The 14,218-nt window shown below is 67.9% G+C and carries 12 protein-coding genes; 10 read left to right on the top strand and 2 right to left on the bottom strand.

Annotated features, from left to right (window positions below):
- Positions 1 to 165 precede the first annotated feature (165 nt).
- From BM115_RS11890 to BM115_RS11870, 5 genes are all read left to right on the top strand, one after another.
- On the top strand, positions 166 to 3,513 hold the full coding sequence (locus BM115_RS11890) for a hybrid sensor histidine kinase/response regulator (protein WP_092293922.1): 3,348 nt from the start codon (positions 166 to 168) through the stop codon (positions 3,511 to 3,513).
- Between the two features lie 22 nt (positions 3,514 to 3,535).
- Entirely contained in the window at positions 3,536 to 4,180 is a 645-nt protein-coding gene (locus BM115_RS11885; protein WP_255370784.1) for a response regulator transcription factor, read from the top strand.
- Between the two features lie 125 nt (positions 4,181 to 4,305).
- The gene (locus BM115_RS11880; protein WP_092293918.1) at positions 4,306 to 5,289 is read left to right on the top strand and encodes a Bug family tripartite tricarboxylate transporter substrate binding protein; all 984 of its coding nucleotides are present in this window, start codon (positions 4,306 to 4,308) and stop codon (positions 5,287 to 5,289) included.
- On the top strand, positions 5,282 to 6,148 hold the full coding sequence (locus BM115_RS11875) for a PhzF family phenazine biosynthesis protein (protein WP_092293916.1): 867 nt from the start codon (positions 5,282 to 5,284) through the stop codon (positions 6,146 to 6,148). Before BM115_RS11880 ends, BM115_RS11875 begins: the two co-directional genes overlap by 8 nt.
- Entirely contained in the window at positions 6,145 to 6,630 is a 486-nt protein-coding gene (locus tag BM115_RS11870; RefSeq protein ID WP_092293914.1) for a RidA family protein, read from the top strand. Before BM115_RS11875 ends, BM115_RS11870 begins: the two co-directional genes overlap by 4 nt.
- Positions 6,631 to 6,649: 19 nt before the next feature.
- On the opposite strand, the gene BM115_RS11865 is transcribed toward BM115_RS11870, so the two are convergent.
- Both BM115_RS11865 and BM115_RS11860 read right to left on the bottom strand, forming a co-directional pair.
- Complete coding sequence (locus BM115_RS11865; RefSeq protein ID WP_369823413.1) at positions 6,650 to 7,462, bottom strand: helix-turn-helix transcriptional regulator; 813 nt, start codon at positions 7,460 to 7,462, stop codon at positions 6,650 to 6,652.
- A 125-nt stretch (positions 7,463 to 7,587) separates the two neighbouring features.
- Positions 7,588 to 9,147 carry a methyl-accepting chemotaxis protein gene (locus tag BM115_RS11860; RefSeq protein WP_092293911.1) on the bottom strand — a complete coding sequence of 520 codons (1,560 nt, stop codon included), beginning with the start codon at positions 9,145 to 9,147 and terminating at the stop codon, positions 7,588 to 7,590.
- A gap of 291 nt (positions 9,148 to 9,438) precedes the next feature.
- Between BM115_RS11860 and BM115_RS11855 the strand changes: the two genes are divergently transcribed.
- The 5 genes from BM115_RS11855 to BM115_RS11835 are packed head-to-tail and all read left to right on the top strand — an operon-like array spanning position 9,439 to position 14,159.
- Complete coding sequence (locus tag BM115_RS11855; protein ID WP_092293909.1) at positions 9,439 to 10,092, top strand: PepSY-associated TM helix domain-containing protein; 654 nt, start codon at positions 9,439 to 9,441, stop codon at positions 10,090 to 10,092.
- 34 nt (positions 10,093 to 10,126) lie between these two features.
- A complete protein-coding gene (locus tag BM115_RS11850; protein WP_092293907.1) occupies positions 10,127 to 10,648 on the top strand; it encodes a DUF2271 domain-containing protein in 522 nt (173 codons plus the stop codon).
- Positions 10,649 to 10,701: 53 nt separating this feature from the next.
- Entirely contained in the window at positions 10,702 to 11,535 is an 834-nt protein-coding gene (locus BM115_RS11845; protein ID WP_092293905.1) for a DUF4198 domain-containing protein, read from the top strand.
- 9 nt (positions 11,536 to 11,544) lie between these two features.
- Entirely contained in the window at positions 11,545 to 12,567 is a 1,023-nt protein-coding gene (locus BM115_RS11840) for an FAD:protein FMN transferase (RefSeq protein ID WP_092293902.1), read from the top strand.
- Positions 12,564 to 14,159 (top strand): flavodoxin domain-containing protein, encoded by a 1,596-nt coding sequence (locus BM115_RS11835; protein WP_092293900.1) that lies wholly within the window; start codon positions 12,564 to 12,566, stop codon positions 14,157 to 14,159. Before BM115_RS11840 ends, BM115_RS11835 begins: the two co-directional genes overlap by 4 nt.
- The last annotated feature ends 59 nt before the right edge of the window (positions 14,160 to 14,218 follow it).

The following is a 14,218-nucleotide window of genomic DNA, read 5'->3' as shown; positions in this document are numbered from 1 at the left end:
CGACGCTCCGTTGGGGAAGAGGAATGCTGCGGAGCGATCATGCTGCGGGTGGGGGACGCCCAGCCATACGTCATTCAACGTAGTCGGGCCGGCCACTGGCGCACGGCACATCTCTTGCATCCGCAGCGCACGACCCATTGCCAGTGCGACCATGCACCCCTCTCCATGTCGAGCGTCCCCCAGCCCGTCCAGCGCATCAGCAAGATCCGGCGCGACTACAACCGCTGGGTGGCCGACGAGACCCTTGAGGACTACGCGCTGCGGTTTGCACCAAGGTCGTTCCGAAAATGGAGCGCGTTTCGGGTCGGAAATACCGCTTTTGGTGCAGTCGCGTTCCTCGCGCTGGAAGCCATCGGTGCCGCCATCACGCTCAGCTATGGCTTCACCAACGCGATGTGGGCCATCGGCGTGGTCAGCCTTGTCATCTTCCTGACCGGCCTGCCGATCTCCTACTACGCCGCGCGTCATGGCGTGGACATGGACCTGCTGGCACGGGGTGCGGGGTTCGGCTACCTTGGCTCCACCGTCACCTCGCTGATCTACGCCAGCTTCACCTTTATCTTTTTCGCGCTCGAGGCGGCCATCATGGCGCAGGCATTCGAGCTGCTGTTCGGTCTGCCGAGGTCCATCGGCTACCTGCTGTCCGCCATCGTGGTCATCCCGCTGGTCACCCATGGCGTGACGCTGCTGTCGCGTATCCAGCTCTGGACCCAGCCGCTGTGGCTTGTGCTGCTGATCCTGCCCTATGGGCTGATCCTGTGGCGCGAGCCGCAGCGCTATACCGAGTTTCTCTCGCTCAACGGGCGCCTGGCCGATGGCGACGGTTTCTCATGGGAAGCGTTCGGCGCCGCCGCCACGGTGGCCGCCGCACTGATCGCGCAGATCGGCGAACAAGTGGACTTCCTGCGCTTCATGCCGCCGCTCACGCGGGACAACCGCGTGCGATGGTGGGGGGCGTTGATTGCGGCCGGACCGGGCTGGATCATCCTTGGTGCGGCCAAGATGGTTGGCGGAGCGTTTCTCGCCTTCGTCGTACTGCAGGCGGAATTGCCGATCGCCCACGCGCTGGAACCGACGCAGATGTACCTGGCAGGCTTCGCACTCGGGCTCGGCAACGGTTGGCCCGGCTGGGTGGCCGTGCTCCTGACAGGACTGCTGGTGCTGGTCTCCCAGACCAAGATCAACATTACCAATGCCTACGCGGGCTCGCTGGCGTGGTCGAACGTGTTCGCACGGCTCACGCACAGCCATCCGGGCCGCGTGGTATGGCTCGCGTTCAACGTGCTGATCGCGGTCATGCTGATGGCGATGGGCGTGTTCGAGGCATTGGAGCAAGTGCTGGCGCTCTACGCCCACCTGGCGGTGGCGTGGGTCGGCGCCATCTTTGGCGACCTTGTCATCAGCAAGCCGCTTCGACTGTCGCCGCGCGATATCGAATTCCGCCGCGCCTACCTGTTCGACATCAATCCGGCAGGCTTCGGCGCCATGGTGCTGGCCTCGGCGTTGTCGATGCTGGTGCATCTCGGCGTGTTCGGCGACACGCTGCGTCCCGCCTCGGTAGGGGTGGGTCTCGCGCTGGCGGTCCTGTTGCCGCCGGCGATTGCCTACCTCACGCAGAGCCGCTATTTCATCGCGCGGGCACCGGTCCACTTCGGCGCGCGGCACGCGGTCATCCGTTGCGCGATCTGCCGTAACCCGTTCGAGCAGGAGGACGTGGCCGCGTGCCCGGCCTATCGCGGCCCGATTTGCTCGCTGTGCTGCACGCTGGATGCGCGCTGCGGCGACCGGTGCAAGCCGGGGGCCAGCGCGCAGGAGCAGATCGCCTTCGCGCTCACGCGCGTGCTGCCCGCCGGCACGCCGCTGGTGATGGCACGCCGCATCGGTCAGTTCAGTCTTGTGTTGGCTGGGATGGTGTTCGCGTTCGGCACGTTGCTGTGGCTGCTCTATACGCAGGAGCAGCTATCGGGCCCATTGGTGCACAGCGCCGCGCCGCGCACCGACCTGTTTCTCAAGATTGGTGCCGGGCTGGTGCTGTTTGCCGCGGTCGCTTCCTGGTGGCTGGTGCTGGCCAACGAAAGCCGGACCGTCGCCCAGGAAGAATCGGAACGCCAGAACGGGCTGCTGCAAAAGGAGATCGATGCGCACCGCCGTACCGATGCGGCGCTTCAGCATGCCAAGGAAGTCGCGGAGCAGGCCAATGCCGCCAAGAGCCGGTTCATCACCGGCATGAGCCATGAGATGCGCGCGGGGCTCAACTCCATCCTGGGATACTCGCAGCTGCTGCTGCGGGCACCGGCGTTGCCGGCGGCATGCCGCGAGGATGTGCAGACCATCGGCCGCGCCGGCGAACACCTGTCCAGCCTGGTCGATGGCCTGCTGGAGCTGTCACGGATCGAGGCCGGCAAACTGCGGCTCGAGCACGACGCCGTGGCGCTGGAGGGCGTGTTCGACGACCTGGTACGCATGTTCCGCCCGTTGGCCGCGGCACGCGGGCTGACGTTTCACTATCGCGTATCCGGCGCCTTGCCGGCCCATGTGCATGGCGATTCCAAGCGATTGCGGCAGATTGTCATCAACCTGGTCAGCAATGCCATCAAATTCACGGAGCACGGCGCGGTCACGCTGGCGGTACGCCATCAGCGTGAACTGGCGACGATCACGGTCAGCGACACGGGGCCCGGCATCGCGCCGGAAGACCAGGTGCGCATCTTCGATCCGTTCGAGCGCGCCACGGCCCATGACGACCGAGAGGGCATCGGACTGGGACTCGCCATCGTGCGGCTGCTGGTGGACCTGATGGGCGGCGAGGTCAGGGTGCGCAGTGCACCGGGCATGGGCAGCGAGTTCTCGGTGCGGCTCTATCTACCCGCACTGTCCGTACCGGTAACACGGCCACGGAGGGTCCCGGAGGCGCCGCTGCCGGCGAATGCAAGGGTGTTGATCGTCGATGACCGGCAGTCGCACCGGGCGGTGCTGCGCGGCTTCCTGTCACCGTTGGGGCTGGCGGTGCAGGAAGTCGGGGAGGGCGCCGCTGTGCTCCCGCAACTGCGGGCGTGGCATCCGCACCTGGTGCTGCTGGACCTGAACCTGCCGGATGCATCGGGTTGGGACCTGTGCCGTGAGATCCGCGCGGAGCCGGGCGCGCCGCAAGTGGTCATCGTCTCCGCCAACGCTCACGAGAACACCGAGGAGGCCAGGCTTCAGCATGGCTACCTCGGCTTCGTCAGCAAGCCGGTGCGCGAATCGGAGCTGATCGACATGGTCCGGCACGCGCTGACGCTGCCCGCCCAGCCCGCCGAGCCCGAGGCGCCGCCCCACGCCGAGCTGCTGCGCGAGATGCTGCAACTGGGCGCCACCGGCCGGCTGCGCGCGCTGGAGGCGCAACTGGCGGAACTTGCCGCCAGCGGCGGCGGCATCGGTGCGTGGGCGCGCAAGATGCTGACGCTGGCGCGTACCGATGGCGCTGCATTGAATGATCGACTTGGCGAGGCGCTCCGTGCATCCCGAACCTGAATCTTCTGCATCCGAAACACGTGTGCTCGTGGTGGACGACAACGCCGACGCGCGCAGCTTCCTGACCCGCGCGCTGGGCGGCGAAGCCATGCTGGTGCATACCGCCGCCAGCGGCAACGCTGCGCTCGGCGCGCTGGCCCACTTTTCCCCGGATGCCGTGCTGCTGGACGTGGATATGCCCGGGATGGACGGTTTTTCCACCTGTGCCGCGTTGATGGACCGCCACGCAGACCTCCCCGTCATCTTCATGACCGGCCTGGGCGATACGGTGCACATCGTACGGGGCTTCGAGGTAGGCGCGTGCGACTACGTCACCAAGCCGGTGGCCATCGCCGAGGTGGTGGCCCGCGTGCGGTCCCACGTCGGCAAGGCGCGGCAGGCGCGCGCGCTGCGCGAGGCCATCCTGCGCGGCCATGGCGAAGCGGAAGGCAGCGCCGACATGCTCGCGTCCACGGCGGCACTCACGCGGCGTGAGGCCGAAGTCATGTCGTGGGTAGCCCGTGGCAAGACCAACCGCGATATCGCCGACATCCTCGGCATGAGCCCGCGAACCGTCAACAAGCACCTGGAGCACATCTTCGAGAAGCTCGGCGTGGAAACGCGCACTGCCGCCGTGGCAGCCAGCGCAGCACGCGCCAGGGGGCATGCACCGGCACCGGCCGATTGATCTGTCGGGCGCTTTGGACGCTGGATCTGCCGCGAGCGCATTTCGGATCGCTGAACGTCGCATTCCGGTTTGAGGGCGGGTCGACGCGTTTCTAGACTGCATGCATTCCAACGAGGGGAGTGCACATGTCCATCCTGTCCATATCAACGCGCAGGGCCCGGTGCGCCCTGCTGGCGGGCGCTGTCGCAGCGTGTTCCGTCGCCGCCCATGCGGAAACCTGGCCGGCGAAGCCCATCACCATGGTGGTGCCATTCCCGGCTGGTGGCGGTACCGACCTCGTGGTTCGCTCGATCCAGCCGCTGCTGCAGCGCGAACTCGGGCAGCCTGTCGTGATCGACAATCGCAGCGGGGCTGGCGGCACGATCGGTTCGGGGTTCGTGGCGCGGGCCGCCGCCGATGGCTACACGGTGGGCGTGGTCACGACGAGCACGCATGCGGTAAGCGTCGCGCTCTATCCGAAGCTGGCCTACAACCCGGCGAAGGACTTCGCCTATGCGGGCTTCATCGGCACATCGCCTTATGTGCTGGCCGTCCACAACGCCATGCGCGTGGCCGATGCCCGGACGCTCGTCGCCCGGTTGAAGGCGGACAAGTCGCAGCACAGCTTTGCGTCGGTAGGCGTTGGCACCGTGTCGCACCTGATGGGCGAACAGTTCCAGAAGTTCGTTGGTGTGCCGATGGTCCACGTCCCGTATCGTGGCGCGGCACCGGCCTACACCGATCTGATTGGCGGTCAGGTGCAGATCATGTTCGACAACCCGGTCGGATTGGCGCCCTACATCAAGGCTGGGAAGGTTGCCGCCATTGCTGTGACGGCCTCCACGCCGTTGTTGCCGGAAGTTCCGACGTTCGCCAGCCAGGGTGTGCCCGGCTTCGAGCAGCAGCTGTGGTACGGCATCGCCTTTCCGAAGGGGACGCCCGCTGCGATCGTCGATCGCTTCAATGCCGCGTTGAACAAGGTGCTCGCCGACAAGGCGGTCGCTGAGGATCTTGCCGGCAAGGGCGTGACCGCGCGCCCCGGGACGCCGTCCGCGCTGCAGGCTGCCGTCCAGCAGGACATCCCATACTGGGGCAAGATTGCCAAGTCCGTGGGAGCCATAGGTGAGTGACGTCAATCTGATCCGGGTGTTCGTGCGCGATGGGCAAGGCGGCAATCCGGTGCCGTTGGTCGCCGACGCGCGTGGCATGAGCGCGCCGGCAATGCAAAGCGTTGCCGCAACGCATGGACACGAGTCGGCGTTCGTATTGCCGAGCGAGATCGGCTGCGACTGGCGCTTTCGCTTCTTCGTGCCGCAGCACGAGATGGAGATGTGTGGTCATGCCACGGTGGGCACGCTGTGGGCGCTGCGCCAGTGGGGGCGTTGGACCACGCCGACGGCGCGCATCGAAACGCTGAGTGGCATCGTGCTGGCGTATTGGGACGACGCATCGCAGCGCGTCTGGATTTCGCAGCCGGCAGTGCGTACCGAGGTGCTGGATGCCGGGGCGTCGGACCGCGTGGCCATGCAGCTCGGCCTGCCTGCCGGCAGCTATGCGGCCATCAATGCCGCGACCAGCCGCGTGAAGACGCTTGTCTGCCTGCCATCCGTGGCGATGCTCGACGGCTTGCAGCCGGATTTCTCGACCATGGAGCCGCTATGCGCGTCGATCGGCTCGACTGGCCTCTATCCCTATGCGTTCGGGGCGCCTAAAGCGGACGGGCAGCCCGTCGTCCATGCGCGGCAGTTTCCGAAGTCGTCGGGCTATCCCGAAGACGCCGCCACCGGCATCGCTGCCGCGGCGTTGTGGGGGTATCTGAACCAGGCGGACCCACTGCGTGGTCAGGGTCGAACGGTGTCGTCCATCGCAGTCCGGCAGGGCGATGCCATGGGCAGCCCTTCGGAAATCCTCGTGGCTCCACGCCATGGGGACTCAGGCGAGCCCGACGGCTGCTGGCTCAGTGGCGGCGTGGCATGGAGCGACGCATGACGGTCAGTTCTCCCGAAGCCTTGCTTGCTGCCGCAGGATTTGCCATGCCCGCGGTGTCCAGTCCGCGTGGTAGCTATGCGCCGTATCGCGCGGTGGAGGTGGGGCCATCGCGTTGGGTGTCGATCGCCGGGCAGGTATGCCGGCAGCAAGGCGTGGCCATGGCAGGCCAATGCCAGAGCGAAGCCGATGTGGAACCCGCCCGCCGTGCTGCCGAAGTATCGATGCTGAACGCGCTGGCGGCGCTTCGGGTGGCTTGCGACGGCGAGTTGTCACGCGTCATCCAGATCGTCCGCCTGCGCGGCTTCATCCGCGCGGCGTCAGACTTCACCCATCATCCGGCCGTGCTCGATGCGGCCTCGGCCGTCCTGCGTACGGCATTCCCCGATCAGCCCCTGCCCGCTCGCAGCGCGCTGGGTGTGTCGAGCCTGCCGGATGGGGCGTGGACGGAGATCGAGATCGATGCTGTCGTGATGGCGGGATGAGGTCGCCAGTCCGCCGCGCCTATGACGGATCGGCGGCCTCGCGCAGCAAGCGGTGCAGATGTCCGCTGGATGAAAAGCCGAGGTCCAGGCTGACGCTGGCGACGGATTGACCTTGCGCGATCAGGGCGCGTGCATGCGTAGCCAGGATGCGACGCCTGAGTGCCACGGGCGTCACGCCGAACTCGATCTGGCAAGCGCGCTGCAAATGCCGGATCGAGACGCCCAGCTCGCTGGCCACGGTATCGATCGAAGGCAAGGGCAGGTCGCGTTCGAGCGCCTGATGGAAGCGCCGGACCATGCGCAGTGCCACGGATGCCGGCTCTTCGGGTATCGCCAGCGGCCGGCTGCTCATCAGTTGCTCCACGATGGCGCGCACCAGCCAGGAAGCGCTCGTCGCCGAGATCCCCGGCGCCAGCAGCGCCTCGAGCATTGCGATGGTCGCGGCGTCCAGATGCATGGCGCCAAACGGTCGACCGGCGGGCAGGCGGTCGGGCGGCAGGTATAGCTCCCCATGCTGTTGGCGCCCGCGCTCGGATGCCGTCAGATGCGAGATCGACGCCGGCAGCAGCACTGCGGTGCCGCGCACCAGCGAAACGGCATGCGGCGAGTCCGGCTCGCCGGACACATCGTTCCATGTCGTCTTGAGTCTCCCCATGCGCGGCCACAGCAGCATGCCGCAGTCGTGGATATGCCATCCCCGGTGAAAAACGGGCTGGCGGCTGTCATGCAGCGCGAATCCATGCTTCGCAGTCAGATGCAGCTTGGGAGACAGGTGAGGATCGTTGGTCATCGGGGGCGCTTCGGCAGCCATCGGCAGCATGCCGTCGATCATACGCTGTTCCCGGTCTCTCCCAGTTCACCAGAACCGGGCGTTCCGGCGATTCCACGACAACCCACAAAAAAAGCCCGCAGCCAGACCGGCCTGCGGGCTTCAACACCCTTGTCGAAACACCTGTTTCAGATTGCCCCTGCCAACCTGAACTGCCCCACGGCCCGGTGCAGGGCGTCTGCCTGATCTTCCAGCGACGCCGCTGCGGCCGTGGCTTCCTCCACCAGCGCCGCGTTCTGCTGCGCCATCTGGTCCATTTGCGACACCGCCTGGTTCACCTGCTCGATGCCGCCCGTCTGTTCTTCGGTGGCGGCGCGCATTTCGCCCATCAGGTCGGTCACGCGCTTCACCGCTTCGACGATCTCTTCCATGGCGCGGCCGGCGCCTTCCACCAGCACCGAGCCGTCTTCCACGCGCTGGGCCGAGTTGTCGATCAGGGCCTTGATCTCCTTCGCCGCCGTGGCCGAGCGCTGGGCCAGGCTGCGCACCTCGCCGGCCACCACGGCGAAGCCGCGGCCCTGTTCGCCCGCGCGGGCGGCTTCCACTGCCGCGTTCAGCGCCAGGATGTTGGTCTGGAAGGCGATGCCCTCGATCACGCCGATGATGTCCACCACTTTGCCGGACGCCGCCTTGATCTCGCCCATCGTGCCCACCACCTGGTGCACGATCTGGCCCCCGCGCACGGCGATGTCCGAGGCGCCTTCGGCCAGCCGCGACGCCTGCCGGGCGTTGTCGGCGCTCTGGCGGACCGTGCTCGTCAGCTCCTCCATGCTTGCGGCGGTTTCCTCGAGCGAGGCGGCCTGCTCCTCGCTGCGGCGCGACAGATCCACGTTGCCCGCCGCGATCTGGCGTGCCGCGCCGGCGATCGAATCGGCCGAGCCTCGGATTTGTCCGATGGCCCCGGTCAGGCGCGCCTGCATCTGCTGCATGTTGTAGAGCACGCTTTCGCGGTCGTTGGGCTTGGTTTGCACATGCGAGGCGAGGTCGCCCTCAGCGATGCGCGCCGCGATCTGCGACGTCAGCGCGGGCTCACCGCCCAGCTGCTTCTGCAGGCTGATGGAGACCCGCACCATCACCACGCTCATCAGCGCGCCCACGCCCAGCAGCCAGCCCAGCGCTTCCCAGAGCGACCGGCGGAATTCGGCGTGGATGTCATCGAGGTACAGCCCGGCGATGAAGTCCCAGTCCCACGGCTTGAAGTTCAGCACGTAGCTCAGCTTGGGCTGGGGGGCCTCGGCGCCCGGCTTGGGCCAGAGGTATTCGACGAAGCCGTGGCCCGGGTTCTTGCCCAGCGCGGCGATCTCGCGGAACAGGTAGACCCCGTTGGGGTCCTTCATGTCGCCCATGTTCTTGCCATCCAGCTCCTTCTTGATGGCATGCATGAGCACCACGTGATCCGAACGCATCACGGTGAAATAGCCGTCCGCGCCAAAGCGCAGCGCGCGCACGCGGTCCAGCGCCTGCTTCTGGGCTTCTTCCACCGGCAGCTTGCCGGCCCGCGCCATCGCTTCGTATTCGGTGACGATGGAGTTGGCGACATCGGTGACATGTTCGAGTGACAGCTTGCGGTCCTCGAAACGCAGCGCGCGCATTTCCCAGGCATTCCAGAGGGTGATGGCCAGCAGGCAGATCCAGCTCAGCACCAGCGGCAGCATGAGCTTTTTTCTCAGGCTGAGATTTTGCAGCATTCGTTTTCCTCCTTTTCCTTGTCTGAACCCGCTCGGGGCGATCGATTTGTCGCCCTCTATGGGTGCCATAACGGCGCGGTCATCAAGGATCTTGATCGGGGGGAAACACTGATAGGGTAAGGTGATGCAAGAGGCGCACGGGGTGTAACGCACCGTAACCATGACAGCGTGTCGACTACGTCATGTCAGATTGCCTCAACAAATGAGAACCATTACCATCTAGGTGTTGCGGCTAATCGACATGCCGCCGCGCCCCCCGCGCGCGCCCCGCGCGCCCCCTTTCTCACCCGCATGACAGACAACCCGCCGGCCTCCGGCCAGCAGCGCCGCGCCTTTTGGCTCAAGCATCTTCATCAATGGCACTGGATCAGTTCCGCGATCTGCCTGATCGGGATGATGCTGTTCGCCATCACCGGCTTCACGCTGAACCATGCCGGCCAGATCGAGGCCCGGCCCAGCGTGGTCACCCGCAGCGAAACCGCACCGCGTGACGTGCTGGCCGCCCTCCGACGCGCGGCCCCGGCCGGCGCCGCCCAGAAGAACGAAAAAGCGCCCGTGCCGCCCGTGCTGGCCCAATGGCTGTCGGAATCCCTCCATGTGGATGCCGAAGGCCGCGAGGCCGAATGGTCCGCCGATGAACTCTACGTGGCCCTGCCACGCCCCGGCGGCGACGCCTGGGTCAGCGTGGCGCTGGACAGCGGCGAGGTGCAGTTCGAAGCCACCTCGCGCGGCTGGATCTCCTATTTCAACGATCTGCACAAGGGCCGCAACACGGGCCATGCGTGGAGCCTGTTCCTCGATGTGTTCGCCTTCGCGTGCCTCGTCTTCAGCCTCACCGGGCTGTTCCTGCTGAAGCTGCACGCCGGTGGCCGCATGGCCACCTGGCCGCTGGTGGGGGCGGGGCTGGTGGTGCCGCTGCTGCTCGCCATCGTGTTCATTCACTGATTTGCATTCCATCCAACCAGAAAAGGTAGTTCCGATGCGCCGACTCCTTACCGTGACCATGACCGGCCTGGCCGCCGCCCCGCTTGCGCCCGCCATGGCCGCCGACCTGAACGTCAAGGTGGATATTCCCCGCCTCACCGTGGCCGAGTACCACCGCCCCTACGTGGCGATGTGGGTGGAGCGCGCCGATCAGAGCCCCGTTTCCACGCTGGCGGTCTGGTACGACGGCAAGAACAAGGACGGCGAAGGCACCAAGTGGCTCAAGGACATGCGCCAGTGGTGGCGCAAGGCGGGCCGGGACATGCAGATGCCGGCCGATGGCATCTCCGGCGCCACGCGTGCGCCGGGCGAGCAGGCGGTGTCGTTCTCCGCCGGCAAGTCGCCGCTCGGCAAGCTGCCCGCCGGCGACTACCAACTGGTGGTGGAGGCCGCGCGCGAAGTCGGGGGCCGCGAACTGGTGCGCGTGCCGTTCACGTGGCCGCCGCAATCCGCGCAGACGGCCCGTGCCAAGGGCGAACACGAACTCGGCGGCGTCACCGTCGAACTGAAGCCCTGACCCGCACCCCATCCGTTCTCACCCCGAATCACTGGATTGACTGGAGCCTGACGATGAACAAGCCTGCCCGCTTCCCGCAACGCCTTGCCATGCGCGCCGCCGTGCTGGCGCTAGCCGCCCTGGCCCCGCTGGCCGCCCACGCCCACCGCCAGTGGCTGCTGCCGTCGGCCACCGTGCTGTCTGGCAACGACGCCTGGGTGACTGTGGACGCCGCCGTCTCCAACGACCTGTTCTACTTCGAACACGTGCCGATGCGGCTCGATAACCTCGTCGTCACCGGCCCGGATGGCGCCGCCGTGAAGGCCGAGAACGCCTCCACCGGCAAGTACCGCAGCACCTTCGACCTGCACCTGACGCAGCCGGGCACCTACCGCGTGGCCGTGATCAACCAGGGTGTGTTCGCCTCGTGGAAGGAAGGCGGCCAGACCAAGCGCTGGCGCGGCACCGCCGAGGCGCTGGCCAGCAACGTGCCGGCCAACGCGCAGGACCTGCAGGTGACCGAGAACGCCGGCCGCGTGGAAGCCTTCGTGACCGCCGGCAAGCCGTCCAAGCAGGCGCTGTCGACCACGGGCCGCGGCCTGGAGCTGGCCCCGATCACCCACCCGAATGACCTCGTGGCGGGCGATACGGCCAGCTTCCGCCTGCTGCTGGACGGCAAGCCCGCCAGCAACCTGAAGGTGGAGATCGTGCCGGGCGGCATCCGCTATCGCGACAAGCTCAACGACCTGAGCGTCACCACCGACGCGGACGGCAAGTTCAGCATCAAGTGGCCGGCCCCGGGCATGTACTGGATGGAAGCCGATGTCCGCGACGACAAGACCTCGGTCAAGCAGGCCAAGGCCCGCCGCGCGGCCTACGCGGTGACCGTGGAAGTGCTGCCCCAGTAAGACCGATCGATGCCGCGCGTGCTGATTCCCACCTCGCTCTCCGCGCCGCCGCCCACCCCGGCGGCGGGCGGGCGCGTGCGGCAGTGGGCCGGCCAGACCATGGGTACCACGTGGTCGGTGTCGGCGGTGCAGGCGGGCGGGGAGGATGCAAGCATCGGGGATGGCATCGAGGCGGCGATCGAGGCGGTCCTGGCCAACGTCATCGCCCAGATGAGCAACTGGTCCGAGACCTCGGACCTGAGCCGCTTCAACCGCGCTGCCGCCGATGCCTGGGTCACGCTGCCCGAGGATTGCTTCGCGGTGCTCCAGGCCGCGCTGCAGGTGGCGCGCGACAGCGGCGGCGCCTACGATCCGAGCGCCGGTCCGCTGGTGGACCTGTGGGGCTTCGGCCCCGCAGGTCTGGCGCATGCGCGCCAGACCGCGCCCACACCGGACGACGTGGCGCGCGTGCGCCAGCCCTGCGGCTGGCAGCGCATCGAGGTTGATGTGCCGAACCGCCGGGCGCGCCAGCCGGGCGGGCTCGCGCTGGACTTTTGCGCCATCGCCAAGGGGTTTGCTGTCGATGCAGTCTCCCGCCATCTGGACGCCCGCGGCGTCACCGATCATCTGGTCGAGATCGGCGGCGAACTGCGCGGTCAGGGCCTCAAGCCCGACGGCATGCCGTGGTGGGTGGAACTGGAATCGCCCGAGGCGAACGCCCACGGCGCCGCCCGCACGCTGGTGGCGCTGCTCGGGCTGTCCATCGCCACGTCCGGCGACTATCGCCGCTACTTCGAGCAGGACGGCCGACGCTTTGCCCACACCATCGACCCGCGCACCGGCTACCCGGCGGCGCACGCGCTGGCTTCGGTGACGGTGATCCACCGGGACTGCATGCTGGCCGATGCCTTGTCCACGGCGCTGACCGTGCTTGGGCCCCAGGCGGGCATGGACTTCGCGCAGCGCCATGCGCTGGCGGCGCGCTTCCTCGTTCGCACGCCGCGCGGCTTCGATGAACTCACCTCGCCGGCATTCGCCGCCATGCTGTCATGACCGTCGCTCGCCTGTGGCCCTGGGTTGTTTGCCTCGCCGGCGTTGCGCTGGCCTTGCTGTCTCCCAGCCGGATGACGATGGCGGCCGGCGTGGTGGTGGCCTATGCGGGCTTCTGCGCCGCCATCCTCGCCCAGCATCGCCGCCGCCGCGCCGCGCGGGCAGCGCTTGTGCCGGATGACAACGGCGCCGGGCGCCCCACGCTGATCGCCTACGCCAGCCAGACCGGCTTCGCCGAGCAACTGGCGACGCAGACCGCCCGCGCGCTGCGAGGCGCCGGCGTGCCGGTGCAACTGCTGTCCTTCGCCGAACTGGACGGTGCGCGGCTGGCCGCGTGCGGGCAGGCGCTGTTCCTGGTCAGCACGACGGGCGAGGGCGATGCGCCCGATACCGCCTCCGGCTTCACGCGCAAGCTGGTGTCCGGCGCCGCGCCGGAGTCGCTGCGGCAGTTGCGCTACGGCATTCTCGCGCTGGGCGATAGCAGCTACGCGCGCTTCTGCGCCTTCGGGCACACGCTGTCCGGCTGGTTGCAGCGCCATCACGCCCAGCCGCTATTCGACATGGTCGAGGTCGACAACGGTGACCCCGGCGCGCTGCGCCACTGGCAGAACCATCTGTCGGCGCTCGGCGGCGGCGCGGAGATTGCCGACTGGGAGCGCCCGCGCTATGGCCGCTGGCAACTGGTGGAGCGCCGCCTGCTCAACCCCGGCAGTCACGGTGCGCCGGCCTGGCACCTCGCGCTGGTGCCGGAAGATCCGAGCGACCTGGCGTGGACGGCCGGCGATATCGCCGAAGTCGGCCCCTGCCAGCCACCGGACATCGTGGCGAAGCTGCTGGTCCGTCTCGCCCTCGATGGCGCCACCCCGGTGCGCTGCGACAGCCGCCCGATGACGCTGACCGAGGCGCTGGCCACGCGCCTGCCGCTGCCCGACGCCCATCTCGACACCATGGCCGGCCTGGCCCCGCAGGCGCTGATCGACGCCCTGCCGGCCCTGCCGCACCGCGAATACTCGATTGCCTCGCTGCCCGCCGATGGCCGGCTCGAACTGCTCGTACGCGAGACCCGTCATGACGATGGCCGGTTGGGGCTGGCGTCCGGCTGGCTGACCGTCCATGCCCCCGAGGGCGCGCATATCGCGCTGCGCGTGCGCGCCAATCGCACGTTCCATCCGCCTGCCGATGACCGCCCGCTGATCCTGATCGGCAACGGCACGGGCCTCGCCGGCCTGCGCGCGCTGCTGAAGGCCCGCGCGGCGGCCGGGCATCGGCGGAACTGGCTGCTGTTTGGCGAGCGCTCCGCCGCCCATGACGACTTCCACGGGGCAGAACTGCGCGCGTGGCAGGAACAAGGTGTGTTGCAGCGCATCGACCGCGCGTGGTCGCGCGATGGCGGCGTGCCGCACTACGTGCAGGACGCCGTGACGGCGCAGGCCGACGCCCTCCGCGCGTGGCTGGCCGAAGGCGCGGCGATCTATGTCTGCGGCAGCCTGCAGGGCATGGCGGGTGGCGTGCACGCGGCGCTCGTCGAGATCGTCGGCGAAGACGCGCTGCAGGCGATGACCGAGGACGGGCGCTACCGTCGGGACGTTTACTGAACCTGAAACGCCTGTATTGCGGCAGCGCACGATCGCCGTATCGGCCACATCGGCGCCAC

It is taken from the genome of Cupriavidus sp. OV096 (assembly GCF_900115455.1).
In the GTDB taxonomy this organism is placed as follows: Bacteria; Pseudomonadota; Gammaproteobacteria; order Burkholderiales; family Burkholderiaceae; genus Cupriavidus.
Note: the sequence above shows the minus strand (reverse complement) of the source record. Positions and strands in the feature narration are given on the sequence as shown.

What these genes read in the sequence shown, in the direction of transcription:
- BM115_RS11890 (WP_092293922.1), top strand. Translation starts at nt 166, where the DNA reads ATGTCGAGCGTCCCCCAGCCCGTCCAGCGCATCAGCAAGATCCGGCGC.
- BM115_RS11880 (WP_092293918.1), top strand. Translation starts at nt 4,306, where the DNA reads ATGTCCATCCTGTCCATATCAACGCGCAGGGCCCGGTGCGCCCTGCTG.
- BM115_RS11870 (WP_092293914.1), top strand. Translation starts at nt 6,145, where the DNA reads ATGACGGTCAGTTCTCCCGAAGCCTTGCTTGCTGCCGCAGGATTTGCC.
- BM115_RS11865 (WP_369823413.1), bottom strand. Translation starts at nt 7,462, where the DNA reads ATGATCGACGGCATGCTGCCGATGGCTGCCGAAGCGCCCCCGATGACC.
- BM115_RS11860 (WP_092293911.1), bottom strand. Translation starts at nt 9,147, where the DNA reads ATGCTGCAAAATCTCAGCCTGAGAAAAAAGCTCATGCTGCCGCTGGTG.
- BM115_RS11855 (WP_092293909.1), top strand. Translation starts at nt 9,439, where the DNA reads ATGACAGACAACCCGCCGGCCTCCGGCCAGCAGCGCCGCGCCTTTTGG.
- BM115_RS11850 (WP_092293907.1), top strand. Translation starts at nt 10,127, where the DNA reads ATGCGCCGACTCCTTACCGTGACCATGACCGGCCTGGCCGCCGCCCCG.
- BM115_RS11845 (WP_092293905.1), top strand. Translation starts at nt 10,702, where the DNA reads ATGAACAAGCCTGCCCGCTTCCCGCAACGCCTTGCCATGCGCGCCGCC.
- BM115_RS11840 (WP_092293902.1), top strand. Translation starts at nt 11,545, where the DNA reads ATGCCGCGCGTGCTGATTCCCACCTCGCTCTCCGCGCCGCCGCCCACC.
- BM115_RS11835 (WP_092293900.1), top strand. Translation starts at nt 12,564, where the DNA reads ATGACCGTCGCTCGCCTGTGGCCCTGGGTTGTTTGCCTCGCCGGCGTT.